At 32.4% G+C, this 20,916-nt stretch carries 21 protein-coding genes, 1 tRNA gene and 2 pseudogenes; 15 read left to right on the top strand and 9 right to left on the bottom strand.

Annotated elements, in window-relative coordinates; translation table 11 throughout:
* Positions 1–47: 47 nt before the first annotated feature.
* The 6 genes from DQN38_RS06050 to DQN38_RS06025 are packed head-to-tail and all read right to left on the bottom strand — an operon-like array spanning position 48 to position 4,407.
* Entirely contained in the window at positions 48–824 is a 777-nt protein-coding gene (locus tag DQN38_RS06050; protein ID WP_002849995.1) for an undecaprenyl-diphosphate phosphatase, read from the bottom strand.
* Positions 825–1,433 carry a thiamine phosphate synthase gene (gene thiE, locus DQN38_RS06045; RefSeq protein ID WP_065843637.1) on the bottom strand — a complete coding sequence of 203 codons (609 nt, stop codon included), beginning with the start codon at positions 1,431–1,433 and terminating at the stop codon, positions 825–827.
* A gap of 37 nt (positions 1,434–1,470) precedes the next feature.
* On the bottom strand, positions 1,471–2,196 hold the full coding sequence (locus DQN38_RS06040; RefSeq protein WP_002849991.1) for a transporter substrate-binding domain-containing protein: 726 nt from the start codon (positions 2,194–2,196) through the stop codon (positions 1,471–1,473).
* A gap of 27 nt (positions 2,197–2,223) precedes the next feature.
* A complete protein-coding gene (locus tag DQN38_RS06035; RefSeq protein WP_065843638.1) occupies positions 2,224–2,952 on the bottom strand; it encodes a basic amino acid ABC transporter substrate-binding protein in 729 nt (242 codons plus the stop codon).
* A gap of 14 nt (positions 2,953–2,966) precedes the next feature.
* Positions 2,967–3,695: an amino acid ABC transporter ATP-binding protein gene (locus DQN38_RS06030; RefSeq protein WP_065843639.1), complete on the bottom strand. Its 729-nt coding sequence runs from the start codon at positions 3,693–3,695 to the stop codon at positions 2,967–2,969.
* Positions 3,688–4,407 carry an amino acid ABC transporter permease gene (locus DQN38_RS06025; protein ID WP_002849986.1) on the bottom strand — a complete coding sequence of 240 codons (720 nt, stop codon included), beginning with the start codon at positions 4,405–4,407 and terminating at the stop codon, positions 3,688–3,690. Before DQN38_RS06025 ends, DQN38_RS06030 begins: the two co-directional genes overlap by 8 nt.
* A 108-nt stretch (positions 4,408–4,515) precedes the next feature.
* On the opposite strand from DQN38_RS06025, the gene putP reads away from it, so the two are divergent.
* From putP to DQN38_RS06005, 5 genes and pseudogenes are all read left to right on the top strand, one after another.
* Positions 4,516–6,030, top strand: a complete 1,515-nt coding sequence (putP, locus tag DQN38_RS06020; RefSeq protein WP_065843640.1) for a sodium/proline symporter PutP — start codon at positions 4,516–4,518, stop codon at positions 6,028–6,030.
* Between the two features lie 160 nt (positions 6,031–6,190).
* Positions 6,191–6,267: transfer RNA gene (locus DQN38_RS06015), tRNA-Ile, on the top strand.
* 336 nt (positions 6,268–6,603) lie between these two features.
* Positions 6,604–6,990, top strand: a pseudogene (locus DQN38_RS09305) (MCP four helix bundle domain-containing protein); the annotation flags it as partial.
* Positions 6,991–7,866: 876 nt separating this feature from the next.
* Positions 7,867–8,265 (top strand): annotated as a pseudogene (locus DQN38_RS09300) (methyl-accepting chemotaxis protein); the annotation flags it as partial.
* A 173-nt stretch (positions 8,266–8,438) separates the two neighbouring features.
* Positions 8,439–9,422: a cation diffusion facilitator family transporter gene (locus tag DQN38_RS06005; RefSeq protein WP_065844140.1), complete on the top strand. Its 984-nt coding sequence runs from the start codon at positions 8,439–8,441 to the stop codon at positions 9,420–9,422.
* A gap of 103 nt (positions 9,423–9,525) precedes the next feature.
* Here the strand turns inward: DQN38_RS06005 and DQN38_RS06000 are convergent, their stop codons facing one another.
* Positions 9,526–10,161, bottom strand: coding sequence for an NAD(P)H-binding protein (locus DQN38_RS06000; protein WP_065844139.1), 636 nt, complete (start codon positions 10,159–10,161; stop codon positions 9,526–9,528).
* Positions 10,162–10,400: 239 nt separating this feature from the next.
* Between DQN38_RS06000 and rrpB the strand changes: the two genes are divergently transcribed.
* On the top strand, positions 10,401–10,733 hold the full coding sequence (rrpB, locus tag DQN38_RS05995; RefSeq protein WP_038453828.1) for a MarR family transcription factor RrpB: 333 nt from the start codon (positions 10,401–10,403) through the stop codon (positions 10,731–10,733).
* A 130-nt stretch (positions 10,734–10,863) separates the two neighbouring features.
* Here rrpB and DQN38_RS09295 read toward each other — a convergent pair whose 3' ends face one another.
* Complete coding sequence (locus DQN38_RS09295; protein WP_394326871.1) at positions 10,864–11,505, bottom strand: methyl-accepting chemotaxis protein; 642 nt, start codon at positions 11,503–11,505, stop codon at positions 10,864–10,866.
* A 666-nt stretch (positions 11,506–12,171) separates the two neighbouring features.
* On the opposite strand from DQN38_RS09295, the gene DQN38_RS05985 reads away from it, so the two are divergent.
* Positions 12,172–12,729: an SCO family protein gene (locus DQN38_RS05985; RefSeq protein WP_002849917.1), complete on the top strand. Its 558-nt coding sequence runs from the start codon at positions 12,172–12,174 to the stop codon at positions 12,727–12,729.
* On the opposite strand, the gene DQN38_RS05980 is transcribed toward DQN38_RS05985, so the two are convergent.
* Complete coding sequence (locus DQN38_RS05980) at positions 12,726–13,832, bottom strand: FtsW/RodA/SpoVE family cell cycle protein (protein WP_002849915.1); 1,107 nt, start codon at positions 13,830–13,832, stop codon at positions 12,726–12,728. The two genes, DQN38_RS05985 and DQN38_RS05980, sit on opposite strands and share 4 nt — an antisense overlap.
* A 51-nt stretch (positions 13,833–13,883) precedes the next feature.
* Here DQN38_RS05980 and DQN38_RS05975 point away from each other — a divergent pair, with 51 nt between their 5' ends.
* Genes DQN38_RS05975 through DQN38_RS05940 form a run of 8 tightly spaced genes read left to right on the top strand, consistent with a single transcriptional unit; the run spans position 13,884 to position 20,852 of the window.
* Complete coding sequence (locus tag DQN38_RS05975; RefSeq protein WP_038453823.1) at positions 13,884–14,855, top strand: RluA family pseudouridine synthase; 972 nt, start codon at positions 13,884–13,886, stop codon at positions 14,853–14,855.
* Positions 14,788–16,002: a fibronectin type III domain-containing protein gene (locus DQN38_RS05970; RefSeq protein WP_002849911.1), complete on the top strand. Its 1,215-nt coding sequence runs from the start codon at positions 14,788–14,790 to the stop codon at positions 16,000–16,002. The genes DQN38_RS05975 and DQN38_RS05970 overlap by 68 nt, the downstream gene beginning before the upstream one ends.
* Positions 16,002–17,189 carry a tRNA (guanosine(46)-N7)-methyltransferase TrmB gene (gene trmB / locus DQN38_RS05965; RefSeq protein WP_002849909.1) on the top strand — a complete coding sequence of 396 codons (1,188 nt, stop codon included), beginning with the start codon at positions 16,002–16,004 and terminating at the stop codon, positions 17,187–17,189. The genes DQN38_RS05970 and trmB overlap by 1 nt, the downstream gene beginning before the upstream one ends.
* A complete protein-coding gene (locus tag DQN38_RS05960) occupies positions 17,174–17,845 on the top strand; it encodes a cell division ATP-binding protein FtsE (protein WP_065844059.1) in 672 nt (223 codons plus the stop codon). The genes trmB and DQN38_RS05960 overlap by 16 nt, the downstream gene beginning before the upstream one ends.
* Positions 17,832–18,644, top strand: a complete 813-nt coding sequence (locus DQN38_RS05955; protein WP_024305464.1) for an FtsX-like permease family protein — start codon at positions 17,832–17,834, stop codon at positions 18,642–18,644. Before DQN38_RS05960 ends, DQN38_RS05955 begins: the two co-directional genes overlap by 14 nt.
* The gene (locus tag DQN38_RS05950) at positions 18,641–19,846 is read left to right on the top strand and encodes a murein hydrolase activator EnvC family protein (protein ID WP_024305465.1); all 1,206 of its coding nucleotides are present in this window, start codon (positions 18,641–18,643) and stop codon (positions 19,844–19,846) included. Before DQN38_RS05955 ends, DQN38_RS05950 begins: the two co-directional genes overlap by 4 nt.
* 55 nt (positions 19,847–19,901) lie before the next feature.
* Entirely contained in the window at positions 19,902–20,618 is a 717-nt protein-coding gene (pyrH, locus tag DQN38_RS05945) for a UMP kinase (protein ID WP_002849882.1), read from the top strand.
* A gap of 12 nt (positions 20,619–20,630) precedes the next feature.
* On the top strand, positions 20,631–20,852 hold the full coding sequence (locus DQN38_RS05940) for a DNA-directed RNA polymerase subunit omega (protein WP_002849881.1): 222 nt from the start codon (positions 20,631–20,633) through the stop codon (positions 20,850–20,852).
* Positions 20,853–20,916: the final 64 nt, after the last annotated feature.

Genomic DNA, 20,916 nt, shown 5'->3' with positions numbered 1-20,916 from the left:
TTCATAGAGTTGCTTTTATATTTATTTTAAGGGTTATTATTTCTAATTTATAAAATATAGATTAAAAATATAGAACCAAGTATTATCCTATATATTCCAAAGCTGATATAGCTAAATTTAGATACGAATTTTAAAAACAGCTTGATAACTATCAAAGCTACTATAAATGCCATAAATCCGCCGACTAAAAATATCCATAAAGCTTCTTTGTTTTGCACGAAAATATCTGCGTTTTTATAGCTATCATAAGCAGTTGCGGCAAACATAGTAGGGATGGCTAGTAAAAAGCTAAATCTAGCCGCAACTTCACGACTAAGTCCGCAAAGTAGACCGGTTATGATGGTAGAGCCACTTCTTGAAGTGCCGGGTATCATGGCAAAGCATTGAGAAAGTCCTATTATAAAAGCTTGTTTGAAACTCACTTCGTGTAAGGTTTTCGTATCGCCCTCATAGTTTATCTTTTTATGCCAAAGCTCAACTACTATAAAAACGATACCGCCGATGATGAGCATATAAGCAACGGTGCTTGGCTCAAAAAATGTTTTTATGTGTTTGTAAGCCAAAAAGCCGATGATAGCTGTGGGCACAAAGCCTATAGCAAGCTTTATCCAAAGGTTAAAATCCTCTTTTAATCTATCAAAAAACATAAACACGACCGCTAAGATGCTTCCTAGCTGGATAACAACTTCAAAGCATTTTAACACGCTTGTTTGCTCAAGTCCAAGCAGCTTTGCGCTAAGTATCATATGCCCAGTCGAGCTAACAGGCAAAAACTCGGTCAGACCCTCGACTATTCCTAGTATTACTGCGTTTAAAAAATCCATTTAATTCCTTATTATATTGTTTAAATTTGTTATGTTTTCACTGATACTTTTTGGAGAGTAAGCGGCACTTACTATAGCTATTAGATCAGGCATAAGAGCACTAACTTCTTTTAAATTTAGAGCATTTATTCCACCTATGACACAGATAGGAACGTTTAAATTCTCTTTTGCTTTTTTTATAGTATTATGGTCGCAAAGAGGAGCGTTTGGCTTTGTTTGGCTTGGATACATCGCTCCAAAAGCAACGTAAGAAGCACCATCTTTTTGGGCTTTTAGCGCTAAATTTATGTCATTGTAACAACTAACTCCTATAATGGAGTTCTTACCTAGTAGCTCTTTTGCTTTTTTTATATCTTCATCGTCTTTTCCGATATGAACACCGTGTGCACCGCAAGCTTTTGCTAGAAACGGATCATCGTTTATGATAAACTTTGCGTTAAAATCATCGCATAAATTAGCTATGGATTTGAGTAATTTTATATCGTGATCTTGTGTTTTGTTTCTGTATTGAATTAACTTGATACCTGAATTTAAGAGCTCTAAAATTTGTTGGGAGATACTGTTTTGCGGAGTGAGTTCTTTGTCAGTTAAAACATATAATTGACACATTTTAAGTCCTTAAATTTAGCCCTAAAGTAGGGCTAAGCTATTTTAGATCGTATTTTTCAAGAAGTTTTTCGTATGTTCCATCGCTTTTGATATCTTCTAAAGCTTTGTTAAATTTGGCTAAAAACTCGCTATGTTTATCTTTATCAAACGCCATTGCAAAACCGTCGCTTCCGTCGTTTTCTTCAAGCCATTTTACTATGTCGGCGTTTTTCTTAAGATAGCCGTATCCTACTGAACTATCTACTATTACGGCATCGACTTTGCCGGCTTTTAGGTTCATGATGCTTCCTGCTATGCCTTCTGTGGCTATGACTTTTGCGCCTTTTATCCCGTGAGCAACGCTTTCTTGGACTGTGCCTAGCATTGCGCCTATCCTTTTTTTCTTAAGGTCGTCTTTTGAAGCGATCTCTTTGTCTGTCGCCATTTTTAGATATAAATTTTTTGTATAAAAATAAGGAGACGAGAAATCAACCGATTTTTTTCTCTCAGTTGTGGCACTCATACTAGCTGCGATAGCGTCTATTTTGCCGACTTTTAGAGCAGGTATTAGAGCGTCAAATCCGACTTTTATAAATTTATACTCAAATCCAGCTTTTTTAGATATAGCATCCACTAGATCTATGTCAAATCCAGCTATTTTATTGTTTTCATCCATATAGCCAAACGGAGGATACTCGGCGTCTGAGCCAAATATCAACGTTTTGGCGTTTGCTAAGTTTAGCATCAATAACAAAGCAAAGATAAATTTAAAAATTCTATTCATCAAACTCTCCTTTTTATTTGTTTGAGGCTATTTTAGATCGTATTTTGCAAGCAATTTATCATAAGTGCCATCACTTTTTAGCTCTTCAACTGCTTGATTGATCTTTGCTATCAGATCGGTATGTTTGTTTTTATCAAAAGCTATAGAAAAGCCTTCGCTACCATCTGGTTCTTTTAGAAACTCAGCTAGATCTTTGTTCTTGTTTAAGTAGCCATAACCTATAGAACTATCTACTAAAACAGCATCGACTTTGCCGTTTTTAAGCGCCATTATAGCTGCAAATATATCTTCGTTTGCCATAACTTTAACGCCTTTCATAGCGCGAGCCGCTATTTCTTGGACGGTTCCTAATTGTACTGCGATTTTTTTACCATCTAAGTTTTGCTTTGATGTTAGATCACCGTTTTTAGCTTGTTTGATAAATAAATTTTCCGTATTATAGTAAGGCTTTGTAAAACTGACTGCCTTTATGCGATCAGGAGTTGCGCTCATGGCCGCTGCTACCGCGTCTATTTTACCTGCTTTTAAAGCAGGTATTAGAGCGTCAAAGCTCATATTTACTATCTTATATTCAAATCCTACTTTTTTTGATAGAGCGTCTATTAGATCCATATCAAAACCGGCTATCTTGTTTTGTTCATCTATAAACTCAAATGGAGGATAAGTGGCATTTGTGCCTACTCTTATCACGTCTGCGGCGTGAGAAAAACCAGCCGCTATACAAGCAACAACGATAAATTTAAAAAAACATTTCATTTTGTTTTCCTTTTTTAGTGATTTAGTATCTTGTTTAAAAATTCGTTCAAACGCGGATTAGTGCAGTTTTCAAAGACGTTTTTCGGAGTATCGTCTACTGCGATGATGCCTTTATCCATAAAAAATATCCTATTTGCAACGTTTTTAGCAAATCCCATCTCGTGAGTTACCACAAGCATCGTAAGCCCGTCCTTAGCAACGTCTTTCATAATGCTCAAAACTTCACCTATCATCTCTGGATCAAGTGCGCTTGTCGGCTCGTCAAAAAGTATGATATCAGGCTCCATAGCAAGGCTTCTAGCTATGGCTATGCGTTGTTTTTGTCCGCCGCTTAGTTTATGCGGATAAGCATTTGCCTTGTTCGCAAGTCCGACTTTTTTTAGCAGTTCGTTTGCTTTATCGTTTGCTGTTTTTAGGTCGTAAAGTCCTGTTTGAAGCGGAGCAAGCGTGAGATTTTGCATCACAGTTTTGTTTGCGAAAAGATTGAAATGCTGAAATACCATAGATACTTTTTGGCGAATTTTATTTATGTTGATTTTAGGGTCTAAAATATCTATACCGTTTATAAAAATATGACCGCTCGTAGGCTCTTCAAGACGGTTAATGCAGCGTAAAAACGTACTTTTTCCACCGCCGCTAGGTCCGATGATGGCTACGACTTCACCTTTTTTTATCTCAGTGCTTATACTGCTTAAAACTTTTAAATTTCCGTAGTTTTTTACTAAATTTTCTATTTTAATCATTTTTGTTTAGCCTATTTTCTAAGAGTTTTGCAAGAAGCGAAAAGAATTTAACATTTGCGTAGTATATAACTCCCGCAAACAAGATAGGCTCGGGACTAAATAGAGTTGCTTGCAAGCTTTTACTTTGCATAGTAAGATCAAATATACCTATAAGTCCGACGACCGAAGTCTCTTTAAATAGGCTTATAAACTCGTTTGCAAGAGCCGGAAGTATGTTTTTAACGGCTTGAGGAAAGATGATTTGGCGCATAGAAACGCTGTAGCTAAGTCCCATAGCGCGAGCTGCTTCCATTTGACCTTTATCTACGCTGTTTATACCGCTTCTTACGATTTCGGCTACGTATGCAGAACTGTTTAGTCCAAGAGCTATTACCGCGGCGTAAAAGTTATCGCTAAGAGTAGCAAGTATGACAAAGGCAAATATCATGAGTTGCAAAAGTACCGGAGTTCCTCTTACTATATCTATGTATTCGTCTATGATAAATGATAGAATTTTGATATTTAAAAACTTTAAAAAAGCTAATATGAAACCAAGTACGATACCTATAAAAATACCGCCGAATGTAAGTCCTAACGTCGTAAAATATGAATCTACGTAAGCGCCTTTTTGGGCATCTGTTATGCTAACTGGGTAAGTATAGTAAATTCCTATAATTATAATAGCTATGGAAAATATAAATTTTAAAAATTTTTCATTATATAAATTTGTCAATATAAAACCTTGCTTAAATTTAGAATAATCGTAAATTATACAAAAAAATATATATTTTTAAACTTAAATGTGATAAGATAACTACTATATTGTTTTTGGGGGTTTTAAATGAGTTTGGGAGCATATATCGCTATCGCTTTGTATTTTGGCGTGCTTTTAGCTATAGGAAAATTATCTTACAATAAAAGAACAAATTTAAATGAGTATTTGCTAGATAATAGAAGTCTTGGACCGTTTATAACAGCTCTTAGCGCCGGAGCTAGCGATATGAGCGGTTGGATGTTGTTAGGTCTTCCCGGTGCGCTTTATTTAAGCGGTATTTCAAATATGTGGATTGCTATAGGACTTAGTATAGGAGCTTGGGCGAATTATAAATATTTGGCAAAACGTCTTAGGGTTTATACGGAAGTTGCAGGAGATAGTATTACGATTCCAGATTATCTAGAAAATAGATTCAAAGACAAAACAAAGGTTTTACGTATAATTTCCGGCATTTTCATTTTGGTATTTTTTACTCTTTATGTAAGTAGCGGTATTATAGCCGGGGGCAAGACTTTTGAAAGCTTTTTTGGACTTGGATTTAGCTCCGGGGCCATTTTAACGCTTTTGATAGTTGTTTCTTATACATTTTTTGGCGGATTTAAAGCTGTTTGTTTGACAGATGCATTTCAAGGAATGCTTATGTTTTTAGTTTTAGTTCTCATACCAGTCGTTGCTTTTTTAAATTTAAATATACCTGATGGAGAAAATTTCTTTAGCGAATTAAATAAATATAGTACCGCCGCTAATCAAGATCATTTAAATTTATTTGCCGGACAGAGTTTTCTTGGTATTTTAGGATTGCTTGCTTGGGGGCTTGGGTATTTTGGACAACCGCACATAATAGTTAGATTTATGGCGATTAGAAACTCAAAAGAACTTGATAGTGCTAGAAGAATAGGTATATCATGGATGGTTATCGGTCTCATAGGTGCTATGTCTAGCGGACTTATAGGATTTGTATATTTTAATGAAATAAGAAGTCCTTTAAACGATCCTGAAACCGTATTTTTAAAGCTTGGCGAGACTCTGTTTCATCCATTTATCGTCGGCGTTATAATATCTGCTGTTTTGGCGGCGATTATGAGTACTATATCAAGTCAGCTGTTAGTAAGTGCTAGCTCGATAACAAGGGATTTTATATTTGCATTTTATAAAAAAGACGTAAGTGATAAAACTCAAGTTTTGGTTGGACGTTTAGCAGTTATATTAGTTGCTATAGTAGCTACTTTGTTTGCGTTTAATTCTACTGATACAGTACTTGGTGTCGTAGGAAATGCATGGGCTGGATTTGGAGCTAGTTTTGGACCTGCGCTTTTGTTTAGTTTGTACTCACGCCATATGAGCGCACTTTCGGCTCTTGCTGGTATGATAGTGGGTGGAGTGACTGTGTTGTTATGGATAGTTTTTGGTCTTAGTAGCGTTGTTTATGAGTTGCTTCCAGGATTTGTATTTTCTAGTTTGGCTATACTTTTGGTAAATAAATATAGCAATATGATCAAAAAGATGTCTAACGAACCTAATTTATCTATAATAGGTGATGAATTTGATAAAATGAAACAAGGAAGTAGTAAACAAATTTAATTTCGCGATGATGTAGTTGCTGAATTTAAAAATACCTTGATGTTGTGAATTATGATTCGCATAATACTATTGGTTTAGGCTGAATTAAGCAGATAGGATTCAAGGTAATTTAAGTAATTATTAAGTAAAAAAAGTATATAATCCCAACTTCAATTCAAGTGGGTTCATAGCTCAGTTGGTTAGAGCATCCGGCTCATAACCGGATGGTCCCAGGTTCGAGTCCTGGTGAACCCACCACTGCATATTTTTAAATATAATCTTTAATATATCTCCATTTTTAGCATCAATCGGTATTTTTTTATTATCTTAATTGGCCTATTTTATTTTCTTTCATTTGCACTTACAAATTTGCTGTCAAATATTAAATTTTATATATCAATCAATTATAAAATCTTTAAACAAATTTAATTTAGATGTTAGAAATTTGTAAAATCATAGTAAATATGAATTATTATTATAATATATTAATTAAATTATAAGATATATTTTTATAAAATATACAAAATTTAAATATATCTACATTAAATTTAGTACGTAATATGATAAACAGAAAATAAAATTGAAAGGTAAAATATGTCAAATTTAACTACTAATTTAACTACCAAAACTAAACTTGTGGTGCTATCGGCTATTCTTCTTTTATTTACTATAATATCCGGAACTACGGCATTTATGGGATTTAAGAAATCAAATGAGTCTATAGCTTTTATCAAAGAAAAAAATATTGATTCCGTAACGCATTTAGAAAAGTTAAATATCGAACTACTTACATTAAGAATTGAAGTGTATAAATACATTGCTAATATAATAGATTATGACAAATTAAAGCAATCGGCAAATAAGTATGCAAATGTCGTTGATCAGTTTGAAAAAGATTACCCAAATACGTTTTCAACAGCAGATGATGAGGCTAATTTTAAAATAGTTTTAGAAAATGCTAAAATATATAAAAATACACTTATGCAAGCTATGGGGGGGGGTAAGGACGAATTATTAAACAAGCTTCTTGGACTCGGAAGTAAAATATCTAAAGGCATAGTTGATACCAAAAGCGTTAACGAGCAATCTATGCATCATACTATCGAATATATGAAAAACTATCTATCTTTACTAACCAAAACAATAATTATTATTATAGCTGTGTCTATAATAATAGGTGTGATATTATCTATAATCATAACTAAATCTATCAAAAAATCTATAGACGCTATATTAGATGGTTTAACATCGTTTTTTAAATTTATCTCAGGAGAGACGGATAAACCTCAAATTATTCCCCTCGTCTCAAAAGACGAGTTTGGAACTATGGCAAATATAATCAACAACAACATACAAAGCATCAAAGAAGGACTCTTGCAAGATAATAGAACAATAGAAGAGAGCAATCTTGTAATAGACTCTCTTAAAAAAGGTACTCTTAGTAAAACAGTTACAACCAAACCTCACAATGCTCAGCTAAAAGAGCTTACGAATTTATTAAATGAGATGATAAAAGAGTGGCACTCTATGATATCTACTATGCAAGCTACTCTAACTAGTTTTTCAAATAAAGACTTTAGAGCTAGAATAGAGATACACGGTATACAAAACGATATGTTAGGACTTATAAACGGTATAAACTATTTAGGAAATGAAATATCTGGTATGTTAAGTAGTAGCTTAAAAAACGGCCAAAGTCTAGAGCAAAAATCAATTCAGTTAAAAGAGTATATGCAAGACTTAGCAAATCAAACTAAAAATCAATCTACTAATGTAAATGAGAGTGCTGCAGCTATAGAACAGATGAGTAGCTCTATGAACTCTGTATCAAATATGGCAAATGATGTTATAAGACATAGTGATGATATAAAAAATATCATAGTAGTAATAAAAGATATAGCAGATCAAACAAACTTACTAGCATTAAATGCAGCTATAGAAGCAGCTAGAGCCGGAGAACACGGAAGAGGATTTGCAGTTGTTGCAGATGAAGTAAGAAAACTAGCTGAAAGAACTCAACGCTCACTAAGTGAGATAGAAGCAAATGTTAATATACTATCTCAAAGCGTAAATGAAGTAAATCAAAGCATAAACGAACAAGCAGATGCTATAAGGCAGATAAATGAAGCCGTTACAAATATAGATGAAACTACCAAATCAAACTTAGAAGCTACAAATAGCACAAATGATCTTGCAAATGAAATAAGTCAAATGGCAACTACTTCGGTAAAAGAAGCTAAAAACAGCAAATGGTAAATTTAAGATTTAAAGCCTTTTTATGAGGCTTTAAATTTAAAACAATCTATACGCTACATTGGAAAAATTTAAAATATATAAAATAAATATATTTAAAATCGTATTTAAATCTTTTTAAAAAATACTAATGCTAAATTTGCTACAATGTTAAAAGTACTCATAAAGGAGAGTTGATGCAATTTGGCAAAGCTGCGGTAAATTACGGTAAAAAGATAAGAGATAATAAACTTCAAGATATTGAATTTACAAAAGAAAATATTAGCCATAAAGAGCAGTTTGTGCTCAAAGTTTCTATGTATTGCGCACTTATTTTAGCAATTTTTGGTATAGGTTTTGGACTATTCGTAAAGAGTTTGACCATAGTTTTTGATGGAATTATAGCTCTTGTAAGCGTTGGGCTTGGACTTCTTAGCGTGGTTACTGCTCGTTATATTTATAAAGAAGACGATGATATTTTTCAATACGGATATATTCGTTTTGAGCCTATGGTGAATTTATTTAAAAGTCTTATTTTGCTTGTTGTATGTTTGTATGCATTTTTTAGTGCAATTAAAAGCATTTTTGGCGGAGGTTATACTTTGGAGCTTGGCGCGGCTGTGATTTATACTATAGTTGCTTTTGCCTTGTGCTTTATAATTTTTACTTATACAAGTTTTTATTCTAAATATTTAGGTTCCGAACTTATTTACGTAGATAGAGCAGAGTGGCTTATAGATTGCGTTTTATACTGTGGAGGCATTATAGCTTTTGGTTTGATCTATATCTTTGATCCTGCCCAAGAAAAGTGGTTTAGTCCTTATATAGATCCTATTTTGCTTGTTTTATTTTCGATTTTTCTTTCTGTGGCGCCGCTAAAAATTTTTATATCTAATCTTAAAGATTTAATTATGGTGGCTCCTAAAGATCTTGATGATAAAATAACAGAAATTATGCAGAGTTTAAGTCTAAAATACGGCTTTAGGGATTATGATACTCACGTTGCAAAAAGCGGTAGATTTTTTATTATAGAAGTTAATATTTTAAGTACTAGCAGCAATGATATACTTAGCGTAAGAGAGTTAGATTGTATCCGCAATGAGATAGAGCAGAGACTTGAGATACCTAGCTATAAAATTTGGCTTTTAGTGAGTCTAACGGCTAATCCAAAATGGTTATAAGATATAGTTTTTGATTTAAATTTATGCTGTTTTATAAATTTAAATCGCTCCAATCTGACTTGTTTTGCTGAAGCGATTTTATTTAATATATAAATAGTATATTTTATAAGCCTATTACGCCTATGCGCGTTCGATTTAGTTTATAATTTAACATAGCATCAAGTAAAGCTGCTGCGTAATCTTTGTAGCTTCCTTTGCTCTCTCCTTTGTCATTTACCTCAAATTCTTCGCTTATAATTTTGTATTTACCACTTTTTGGGGCATCTGGAATAAAATCGGCAGGAGGACTTACATATAACCAATTAATCTTGTTTTCACTGCGTAAAAACTCTAAACCTTCAGCCATAGCTTTTCCTAAAGGTTTGTATTCGTTTGGGAAATTTGGCATATCTATAAGCATAGTTGAATGATTTTTATCCATATATAAACTTCCTGCGCCGCCTACTATAACAAGCTTTGCCTTATTATTATGTAAAATTTTACATAAATGTTCTATGTGTTTTTTATGCAAATTTAAATCTTCCCACTCTCCAAAAGCATCAATTATATAATCAAATCCTTCCAAATTTTCTGAATTTAAAGAAAAAATATCTTTTTGCACGATTTTTATATCGTCTTTGAATTGCTGTTTTAAACCATTTCGTATAAAAGCGCTTATGTTAAAACCTCTACTTAACGCTTCATAAACGATTGCTTGTCCTGCTTTACCGTTTGCGGCTAATATAGCTATCTTTTTCATATGATCACCTAAATAAATTTGTATTTTTAACTTGCATACTAAAATTAATGCTAGAATTATAATAAATTTAAGTTCTAAAAAACAAGTAGATATTTTTTTATAATTTAGTATTATTTTTAATAGCATTGTCTATTTTAGAGATTTAAAGTGTATAATTTTTTAAATATTTTTAAATTTAATTGAGATATTGATCTCAAAATTTGTTATAATTTGGCTTGAAATTTAAAAAGGATTTTATCATGAATAGATATTTTTCTCCTTGTCCTGTGGAGACTACTTTAAATCTTATCGGCAATAAATGGAAATTTCTAGTTATTAGAGACTTAATGGGTGGTAAAAAACGCTTTGGCGAACTTAAAAAAAGTATAAGTGCAACTAAAAATCAAAGCATTAGTCAAAACGTATTAACTCAAAATTTACGTGAGTTAGAAGATGCAAAAATCATCAGCAGGAAGGTTTATGCCGAAGTGCCTCCGCGTGTAGAATACGCACTTACTCCGCTTGGCCATAGTTTAGAAAATATTTTAATCGCTTTAGAAAATTGGGGCGAGAGTTATAAAAACGGATTTTAAATTTATTTGATAGATTTGAATTTTTAAGATATTTTCAAATTTATTTTTATAAAAAATAGCTATTTTTTATCTTTATCAAATTGTTTTTTTGATATATTCGAGTCTAAGCTCAAATATATCAATTAAGTATTTATTTAAAAAAGCTATCTACGGCTCTTTGTAGCTCATCAAAACTGTTTTTTATATCTTTTGAAATTTCATTTATATCTTTTGAATTTACAAGGCTATTATCCGCTAGAATTCCGATTTTGCCTACTTCTGCAGTAATGTCTTTTAAATTTGATTTAGTTTGCGAGCTATGTTCTATAATCTTTTGAGTGGTTTTGTAGTTGTTGTTAAAAATAGATTCAAAGTTGTTTAATTTTTCATTCGTATCTGTGCTTTTTGATAGTAAATAATCTACATTTTCCATAGTTGATGATAGCGAATTTTTACTATTATCAACACCTTTTGTGATCTCTTTTATATTATTATTTATCTCTTCTAACGAGTTTTGCGTTGATTCAGATAGCTTTCTTATCTCGTCCGCAACAACTGCAAATCCCTTTCCGTGTTCTCCGGCTCTGGCTGCTTCTATAGCTGCATTCAATGCTAGTAAGTTTGTTTGATCTGCTACGTTACTTACGGTTTGTACTATTTTCATTATCGAATTTATGTTGTTTTTTAAAGAGTTGAAATGATCCGCAAGTTCGCTGTTTTGATTGAAAATTTTCTTTACTAAGTTTTGCACGTCTTCTAATAAATTTTTAATTTCTTGAGATGTGCTGAACATGCTTTCTTGATCCGCTTTTGCTTGGAGTATATCTTTGATAAAATTATCGAGTAGGGCGTTGATAGAGTTTGTTTTTGAATATGTTATATCTACGATATTTTTCATATTATTGTTGGAAATATATAGCGAATTTCCTATATTTTCTAATCCTTTGATGTTTTGACTATTTTTAATGGTATTTTCAGAAATTGCCGCTACGATAATTTTAATATTTTCTTTAAATTCATCTATGCTCGAAAGGATTTTTCCATTTTCCTTGCTAAAAGACGTATTTACTTTAATATCTGAGTTTAATGTTATATTGTTCAACTTTTTTATTATCTCTTTGGTCATATCTACTCCCCATCTTTTTTCATCGATATCGTGAAATACCAGTGCCGCAACTATTATGTATTGTACTATTTGACCGATTTGATTTTCGGTAAAGAAAAAAGCATTTATCGCTAAAACTAAGATTCCTGCTATATGTATTATTCTCATTCTAAAATAGAGTGATTTAAACATAATGATACTCCTTATTATTTTTTAAACTTATATCATTTTGTATTAAATCTTATATTGATATTTATCAATGTCTAAATTTAAATAAGTTTTATATAATTTTATTCTAATCTTTACTGTGATACAATGCAAAGTTATGTTTATATTAAACTCAAAGGGATATGAATGAAAAAGATACTATATCTGTTAGTCTTTGTGTTTATCGCTTCTGGCGCATTTTTGCTAGTAAATCATAAGTTAAAAATATTTAAATATGATTTTGAAGCGACTACCGTAAATGGTGAAGTTAGCATGAAGAGTTTTGATGGTAAATACAAGATATTGTATTTTGGCTATGTATTTTGTCCGGATGTTTGCCCTACGACACTCACTTTGGTTTCAACAGCTCTAAATGAGCTTAAGATAAATGACTCTGTAGAGATCTTGTTTGTTACTCTTGATCTAAAAAGAGATGATATCAAAAGTTGTGATGAGTTTGCTAAGTACTTTTATCCGAATTCTGTTTGTTTGAGATTTAGCGATAGTGAGCTAGATAGAGTAACTAAAAATTATGGAGCCAAATATCAAATAGTAGATTTAAATGACTCTGTGATGGAGTATTCTGTGGCGCATAGTTCGTCTATATATTTATTTGATAAAAAAGGTAGGTTTATAAAAGAAGTTTCAAACTTAACATACGAAAATGTGAAAAGTCAAATTCAAAACTTAGTTAAAAATCATTAAAATTTGATCTTTATAAATCTATAAGTAGGATCAAATCTAAATGTAAGCAGGTTTTGCAATATCCCAAATAAGCACATAAACGTTACAAAACTACTTCCGCCATAACTATAAAATGGCAGAGGTATTCCTACGACAGGCGCAAAACCTATAGTCATAAATATATTGACACTTACATATATAAATATTAAAATGGAAATTCCGCTTGTGACGGCCTTTATAAAGTAATTTCCTTTTAGTTTATAATTAAGACTTAATAAATGAGCTATCAAAAATCCATAAAGCAAGATAAGCACCATGCCCCCTATAAAACCGTGTCTTTCTATAGTATAGGCAAATATAAAATCACTTGTTGCTATAGGTAGAAATTTAAATCTAGTTTGAGTAGCTTCTTCAGCCGATTTTCCAGTGATTCCGCCGTTTCCTATTGCTATAATAGATTGCCTTACTTGATAGCTTGGCTCTTTACTCAAAAAATCTACTATTCGCTTTTTTTGATAGTCGTGCAAGCTTTCATAAATTACTGGAGCTGCTACACCGATGCAAATAGCGAGTGTTAGCCAAATTTTTTTATTTACTCCTATTATAAATAAAATACCATATCCTGTGATGATCAGCATCATTGCCGTACCAAGATCAGGCTCTTTTAGTATAAGTCCAAATGGTAGTAATATATAAATGCTGATTTTTAAAAACTGTTTTAGATTATATCCGTTTATACCAGGAGGATCTCTTTTTATAAGATATGCTAACATAAGAATAAAAGATGGCTTCATAATTTCACTAGGTTGAAGAGTAAAATGTACAAATGGAATTTCTAGCCATCTTTGCGCACCAAGTTTACTTACACCAAAAATATCAACACTGAAAAGTAAAATGATATTTATCCAATATACGGTAGGTATAAGCCACTCTATCTTTCTAATAGGCATCAAAAAAAAGAATGTAAAAGCTAAAAAACCTATGCTAAAATATACTATTTGTTTGCTAGATAACATGTCATTTGCTTCAGAGATTAGAGTATAAGATAAAATAATAATAGGAAGCACTAAAATAGGCTGAACAAAATCAAAATGCGTTAAAATACGCTTGTCTAATCGTATCAAATTTAAACCTAAGAATTTTTTGGTAAAATTATACTAAAAAAAGGATTAAGATTGAATGAATTTATATCTAGCAACAGTGCTAGGCTAGATCAAATTCTCGCTTCATATCTGAGCATTTCAAGAAATCAAATTAGTGAGCTTATAAAATCTGGAAATGTATATGTGAATGATAATTTAATGCTAAAACCGTCATTTAAAGTTCTTTTAAACGACAAAATCGGTTTTAATTTGCCTAAGGCTAAATTTGAAAACTGCGAGTTTAAAGCTGATTTTGATGTGAAAATTTTATACGAAGATGATGATATTTTAGTGTTAAATAAACCTTCAAATCTTACAGTCCATCCGGCACCTAGCGTTAAAGAAGCAACATTGGTAGAGTGGCTAAAACAAAACGGTTATATGCTCTCTACTCTTAATGGAGACATAAGAGCCGGTATCGTTCATAGGCTAGATAAAGGAACTAGTGGAGTTATAGTAGTAGCTAAAAATAACGCTTCTCACTCCGCATTAGCCGCTCAATTAAGTGATAAGAGTATGGGCAGAGTATATTTAGCTTTGATAGATTTCAATCTTAAAGATAAATTAATTATTGATAGGCCAATAGGCAGAAATCCGCAAAATAGATTGAAAAATAGTGTTGCGGCAAACGGTAGAGCTGCAAAATCCGCTTTTACGAATATTATTTGCGAAGACGATCTAAATTTAATAGCAGCGAAGTTATTCACGGGTAGAACTCATCAGATAAGAGTGCATTTAGCTAGTATAAATCGCCACATTTTAGGTGATAATTTATATGGTTTTAAGAGCAAAAATTGTAAAATAAAAAGAGTTATGCTGCATGCTTATATATTAAATTTAACACACCCTAAAAGCGGTGAAAAGATGCAGTTTATAGCACCTTTACCAACTGATTTTTATGATATTTTAAGTAAAAAAATTGACAAGGAGATTTTAAATGAAAAAATTGATCCCGAGTTTGTTAGCTCTGCTTTTTATGGCTTTAATGAGTGGATGTGCCTATAAAGTATCTCAGGTAAATCCAAATCTCCCGACCATAAATAGCCTAAAAACAATCAGCGATATGACTCAAATAGCGTTTGAGTGGAATCCTGTAAATGATGAAAATATCGCCGGATACTATCTTTATCGCTCAAATCCTAATGAAGATGGAAAAATGAGCGTAGTAGCAAATATCAAAGATAGATTCGCAACTCATTACGTAGATACAAACTTAGCTCCATCTACGGAGTACAGCTATGAGCTAAGAAGCTATGATAATAATGGTGATATATCAAACAACGGAGAGATTATAACTGTTTCTACAAGCAAACTAATTGAATCGGTATCTTTTGCCCAAGCCGTTTATGGATTGCCAAATAGAATTAAAATTTTATGGAGACCGCATCCAGATCCTAGAGTTGCTTCATATATAATTGAAAGAAATAATATTTCAAGCGATAAGTGGTATCGTATAGCTGAGGTAAAAGGTAGATTAAACGTAGAGTATATAGATGATGGTCTTGATCCAAATCATCATTATAGGTATAGAATACTTGTTAAAACAGTTGACGGCATTACTTCTGGACCAAGTGCTATTATATCTGCTCAAACGAAAGCTCTTCCAAATTTGGTTTTGAATTTGCAAGCGACAACAAATCTTCCTAAAAAGATAACTTTGACATGGGAGCCAAACACGAATGACGATTTTTCTCATTATAATATATATCGTTCGTCAAATGAGATATTTCCACTTTTGAAACTTACAGAAACGACATCTGTTCAGTATGATGATCTTATAAACGAAAACGGCGCTCAGATGTATTATAAAGTAACTGCGGTAGATAAAGACGGATTAGAAAGTCCAAAACAAAACAATCCGGTAGTGGGGAATACTCTAACATCTCCTAAATCTCCTATTATAACAGGAGCTAGCTTTAATGGTATAAGTATAGAACTTTCATGGAGCTCAGGAAGCGATAACAGAAGCGTAAAATACAAAATACTAAAATCAAGTGCTGCAGGTGAAGAAGCCATAGAAGATATAGTTGGTAATAGTTATAATGATGACCAAATACAATTTGGGCTTGAATATACTTATAAAATTGTAGGAATTGACGAGTACGGCATAAACTCAAATGAGTCCAAACAAGCTATTGTAGTAGCCAAGTAATGCCAAATTTCGTAGCAACCAGTCTAAAAAATCTCAAATTTCCGTTTGGGGCAGATGGCGTTGAGTTCTTATGGAGTGCAAAAGCAGGTGATGAAAGTCTTATCTATACAAAAACAGGTAAAAAGGAGTTTTTTTTACTTGTAAAGGATAAGAAAACCGAATTCGTAGTTAAATCAGATAAGCTAACTCGTCCTGCTAGTCTGGGCACTATCCAAAAAGCTCTTAGTGTATATAAAGATCTTAATGTTTTAGATCTAAAATCATCGACCATAGCTATTAAAAATGAAAAACAACTTGCAAAAAAAGAGTTTATATTAAACGACATTCAGTTTTTAGAAAAGCTAAAGAGCGGTGAGTTTAAAAAGATTTTTGTAGAGATTGGATTTGGCAGCGGAAGACATCTATTATATCAGGCAAAAACAGATGAAAATACTTTAGTAGTTGGTATAGAAGTTTATAAACGCTCTTGCGAGCAGGTAAATAATCTAGCTTTGAGTATGGGATTAAAAAATGTCATTCTTTTGAATTTAGATGCTAGATTGGTTATGTCTTTGCTCCATTCAAATAGCGTAGATAGATTGTTTCTACACTTTCCAGTGCCTTGGGAAAAGTCAGAAAAAAGACGCGTAGTGAGTGCTGAGTTTGCAAATGAGTGTCAAAGAGTTTTAAAATCAGGCGGCTCATTTGAGCTTAGGAGTGATGATAAAAATTACACCGATTTTACGATATCTTGTTTTTTAAATTTAAAAGAAGCTAAAATGGAGATCTATAAAAATCGTTTTTTAGATGTTTCAAGCAAATATGAAGATAGATGGATAAAACAAAATAGAGATATTTATGATGTTGTTTTTACAAATTTAATTGTTAGTGAGCAGAAAGTTTTGCATGGAGATTTTGAGTTTGGGACTGTTTTAGAAGAAGATATTTTGTCTAAATTCGAGAATAAAACTATAAAAAAAGATGACTATTTTATTCATATGGAGCGTATTTATAAAAAAGATAGCAGCGAAAAAAACGGCGGACTGCTTTTAAGGGTCGCATTTGGCTCGTTTTATAGACCTGAGCACTGTTTTATACTAGTGGAGAATTCAAAAGCCTCATATTTTATTAAAAAACCACTTCTTACTTATGAAAATTTAAAAGCACACAGCACTCTAAAGGAGTATTTAAGTTGCAGCACATCGTAGAAGCTAAGGATCTAAATATCGGATATGAAAGAGATCAAAATGTTATAAATGGAGCAAATTTTAACATAAACGTGAATGATTTTGTATTTATAACAGGCAAAAGCGGCAGTGGAAAATCTACGCTAATAAAATCTATGTACGGAGATATATCTGTAAATAGAGGCAGTCTAATAGTATGTTTAAGCGAGCTTAAAGATATAAACAGATCAAGCTTGGCGCTTCTTAGACAAAGAGTAGGAATAATTTTTCAAGATTTTAGACTTATAAATGAGTGGAATGTTGAAAAAAATGTAATGCTTCCTCTTATAATTAAAGGTTATAACCAAAGTGTATGTAAAAAACAGGCCGCAAAGCTGCTAAATCATGTAAATTTACTTCATAAAGCAGATAAATTTCCACTTGAACTAAGTGGCGGAGAGCAACAAAGAGTAGCTATGGCAAGGGCTTTAGTGCATAATCCTCAGCTTCTGTTATGTGATGAGCCTACAGGTAGTTTGGATGAGTATTCAAGTGATGTGATATGGTCGCTTTTAAAGTCTGCTAGAGATGGTCTTGGAACTTGCGTTGTTGTTGTAACTCATAAAATTCCATCTAGCTTGAGAACCGAGTATAGACATTTTGAACTATTAAATGGAGAGATAAATGAAATCATTTAAAAGCCATTTAGGTGTTATTTTTCCGCTTGTTATACTGCTTTTTTCTATCGAGTTTAGTTTTATGGTCGATAAGATAGTAAGTAATTACGAAACTACTATGGGAAATGATTATAATATTATTATCGTTTCTGAAAATGAGATTAGCAGTGATACGATCAAGCAAAATATTGAAACCTTTAAAGATTTAATACCCCTTGATACGAAATCTGTTTTAGATCGGCTTAAAAATGATGTTTCAACAAGAAATTTATCAGTATTAAGTAACTCTCTTCCAAAGTTTTACTCTTTAAAATTAAATAGTTTTCCAAGCTCTGAGTATATGTCAAAGATTCAAAGTAGATTGCTAAAAATAAATGGTATAAAAAAGGTAGAAACTTTTTCTAAAACATATGATAAAGTATATAAAATGCTTGTTTTATCAAAATCTATTTTTGAATATTTTGCCGTACTTATAGCTCTTATGGGAGTTGCTTTAATATTTAAACAGATGAAAATTTGGCTGTATGAGCATAAAAGAAGAGTCGAGATCATGACTCTTTTTGGGGCTCCATACTGGCTAAAATCTGCCATGCTATATAAATTAGCAATAATTGATAGCATTATAGCGACTAGTTTAGTAACTCTGTTTTATGCTTTTATTCCGGCTCTTGATATATTTCAAAATGCTGTTTTTAGCATAGGTTTTGAACTTCCAAATTTAGACTTGTTTAGCGATACGGTGCTGCTTTTTAGTGCTTCTATAGTGGTATCTATAATAGCAGTTAGTCTAGTGATGCTTCAGTCTAGAGAGCCTAAATGAGATTTATTTCACTACTATTATTATTTTATGTCGTTTTGTTCGGTGCTAGTGTTGCTGACAAGATACAAGACAAAAAAGAGACTTTAAGTTCTGCTAAGAAGTTAGAAACCCAATTAAATAAAAAACTTGAAGAATTAGTTAGCGATATAATAAAAGGCGAAGCCGATGTGAAAAATACCGCTATTCAGATAGAGGAGTTGGCTAAGCAAGTAAAAGAGTTGGAAAGTAGCGCAAATGATGCTAATGCAGAGTTAAACAAGCTTACTAGTCAAAATAGTGATTTGATAAAGAATCAAAAAGATATGGAAAAAAGATTGATTAGAATTATTAGTGAGGATTTTGCGTATGATCTTATAATTCCAAACGATTATGAAGAGAGCGAAGAGAGTATTATAGCAAATGAAGTTTTGTCTAAATTAAATTTGGTTATGCAAGATGAATTTAAAAAGATAGCAAAAAACTATGAGCAGACCGTAAATCTTATAAAATCTCAGTCTGATAAGATAAACTCAATTAAATTTGACTTAAGAGAGTTTAAACAAAAACAAGCAAAATTAAAAAGCCTTCAAAACAAACAAAAGAGCAATTTATCAAATTTAAAGCAAGATAAAGATATTTATTCAAAAAAGTTAGCAAAACTGCAAGATCAACAAGATGAGCTCAGAAAAACTCTTGAGAAGCTCCAAATTCTAGCTAAAAAAGAAGATGAAAAAAAAGAGACTAAACAAACCAAGCCAAATACTCCGGCTAATGCGAACACTGGAGATATAAAACAAATAGGATCTAGTTATAAAACAAGTAATGTTAAAAAATACGTAGGCGAAAAAACTATAGCTCCTCTTGATAATTTTAGCGTAAAGCAGAAATTCGGAGACTACGTTGATCCTATTTACAATATTAAGATTTTTAATGAATCTATCGTGCTTCGCTCTAACGAACCAGATGCAAAAGTAAAAAGTGTACTTGCTGGAACTGTGGTATTTGCTAAAGATACGCCGATACTTGATAAAGTAGTTATTGTGGAAAATTCAGACGGTATTCATACTATTTATGCTCATTTAGATAAGATAGCTCCTACTATAAAAGTAGGAAGTAAAATAAAAAAAGGTTATGTTATAGGAAGAGTTAAGCAGGATTTGACATTTGAAGTTACTCAAAAAAACTATCATATCAATCCTCTTGATCTTATTAGTCTTAAATGAGTTAATAAATATTAAGGAGTTTTTAGGTATAATTCCCAAATTTTAGGAGACAGTAATGAGTGACAAAAAGCGAGTTTTGGTTAAATTTTCAGGTGAGGCTTTGGCTGGCGGAAACGGTTTTGGAATAGATACTCACATATTAAAATACATAGCAGGCGAGATAAAAGGCTTAGTTTTAAATGGCATAGAAATCGGGATAGTTATAGGCGGTGGAAATATTATCAGGGGTGTAAGTGCGGCAAAAGACGGCATTATCAAAAGAACAAGCGGCGATCATATGGGAATGCTTGCAACCGTAATTAATGCAATTGCTATGAGAGAGGCTTTGGAGTATAGCGGACTTAGCGTTAGAGTTCAAAGCGCCATAAAAATGGAAGCTATTTGTGAGACGTTTATCATGGGTAGAGCGCAACGTCATCTTGAAAAGGGTCGCGTTGTTATATTTGCTGCTGGAACCGGAAATCCATTTTTTACCACCGATACTGCGGCTACTTTGAGAGCCATTGAGATAGATGCGAATATGATTATAAAAGCTACAAAGGTTAATGGGGTTTATGACAGAGACCCTATGAAATTTGAAGACGCTGTTTTATTAAACGAGATATCTTATGAAAGAGCTATGGAAGATAATATAAAAGTTATGGACGATACGGCAATAGCTTTAGCAAAAGATAATAAGCTTCCTATCGTAGTTTGTAATATGTTTGAAGAGGGTAATTTGCTTAAGATAGCAAATGGAGATTATACAAACTGCTCAGTAGTTAAAAATTAACAAGGAGAGATAATGCAAAGAACAGAAGAGATAGCAGCAAAAGCGCTTCAAGTAGTAGGCAATGATAGATATAAATTGGCTCTACTAGTAGCAAAAAGAGCTGAAATGCTAGCAGAGGGAGCAGCGCCGCTTGTAAAGATAAACGCTGCAAAAATGAAATTTACGGATATTGCTCTTCTTGAGATATCAGAGGGCAAGGTTTTGTTAGAGGCATTCGTTGAATCAAATAGATAATGGACAGATACTAGAACAGCTTATAGAAGAGGTTGTTGTCAGTAAAAATATTGAATCGGCAAAA

Source organism: Campylobacter fetus subsp. fetus (assembly GCF_900475935.1).
Classification (GTDB): domain Bacteria; phylum Campylobacterota; class Campylobacteria; order Campylobacterales; family Campylobacteraceae; genus Campylobacter; species Campylobacter fetus.
Note: the sequence above shows the minus strand (reverse complement) of the source record. Positions and strands in the feature narration are given on the sequence as shown.

Excerpts from the sequence above, each read along its gene's own strand:
- DQN38_RS06040 (WP_002849991.1), bottom strand. The coding sequence starts at position 2,196 with ATGAATAGAATTTTTAAATTTATCTTTGCTTTGTTATTGATGCTAAAC.
- rrpB (WP_038453828.1), top strand. The coding sequence starts at position 10,401 with ATGAATAGATATTTTTCTCCTTGTCCTGTGGAGACTACTTTAAATCTT.
- DQN38_RS06030 (WP_065843639.1), bottom strand. The coding sequence starts at position 3,695 with ATGATTAAAATAGAAAATTTAGTAAAAAACTACGGAAATTTAAAAGTT.
- DQN38_RS05970 (WP_002849911.1), top strand. The coding sequence starts at position 14,788 with ATGAAAAAATTGATCCCGAGTTTGTTAGCTCTGCTTTTTATGGCTTTA.
- DQN38_RS05955 (WP_024305464.1), top strand. The coding sequence starts at position 17,832 with ATGAAATCATTTAAAAGCCATTTAGGTGTTATTTTTCCGCTTGTTATA.
- pyrH (WP_002849882.1), top strand. The coding sequence starts at position 19,902 with ATGAGTGACAAAAAGCGAGTTTTGGTTAAATTTTCAGGTGAGGCTTTG.
- DQN38_RS05985 (WP_002849917.1), top strand. The coding sequence starts at position 12,172 with ATGAAAAAGATACTATATCTGTTAGTCTTTGTGTTTATCGCTTCTGGC.
- DQN38_RS06005 (WP_065844140.1), top strand. The coding sequence starts at position 8,439 with ATGCAATTTGGCAAAGCTGCGGTAAATTACGGTAAAAAGATAAGAGAT.
- thiE (WP_065843637.1), bottom strand. The coding sequence starts at position 1,433 with ATGTGTCAATTATATGTTTTAACTGACAAAGAACTCACTCCGCAAAAC.
- DQN38_RS05950 (WP_024305465.1), top strand. The coding sequence starts at position 18,641 with ATGAGATTTATTTCACTACTATTATTATTTTATGTCGTTTTGTTCGGT.
- trmB (WP_002849909.1), top strand. The coding sequence starts at position 16,002 with ATGCCAAATTTCGTAGCAACCAGTCTAAAAAATCTCAAATTTCCGTTT.
- putP (WP_065843640.1), top strand. The coding sequence starts at position 4,516 with ATGAGTTTGGGAGCATATATCGCTATCGCTTTGTATTTTGGCGTGCTT.
- DQN38_RS05940 (WP_002849881.1), top strand. The coding sequence starts at position 20,631 with ATGCAAAGAACAGAAGAGATAGCAGCAAAAGCGCTTCAAGTAGTAGGC.
- DQN38_RS06050 (WP_002849995.1), bottom strand. The coding sequence starts at position 824 with ATGGATTTTTTAAACGCAGTAATACTAGGAATAGTCGAGGGTCTGACC.
- DQN38_RS06035 (WP_065843638.1), bottom strand. The coding sequence starts at position 2,952 with ATGAAATGTTTTTTTAAATTTATCGTTGTTGCTTGTATAGCGGCTGGT.
- DQN38_RS09295 (WP_394326871.1), bottom strand. The coding sequence starts at position 11,505 with ATGTTCAGCACATCTCAAGAAATTAAAAATTTATTAGAAGACGTGCAA.
- DQN38_RS06000 (WP_065844139.1), bottom strand. The coding sequence starts at position 10,161 with ATGAAAAAGATAGCTATATTAGCCGCAAACGGTAAAGCAGGACAAGCA.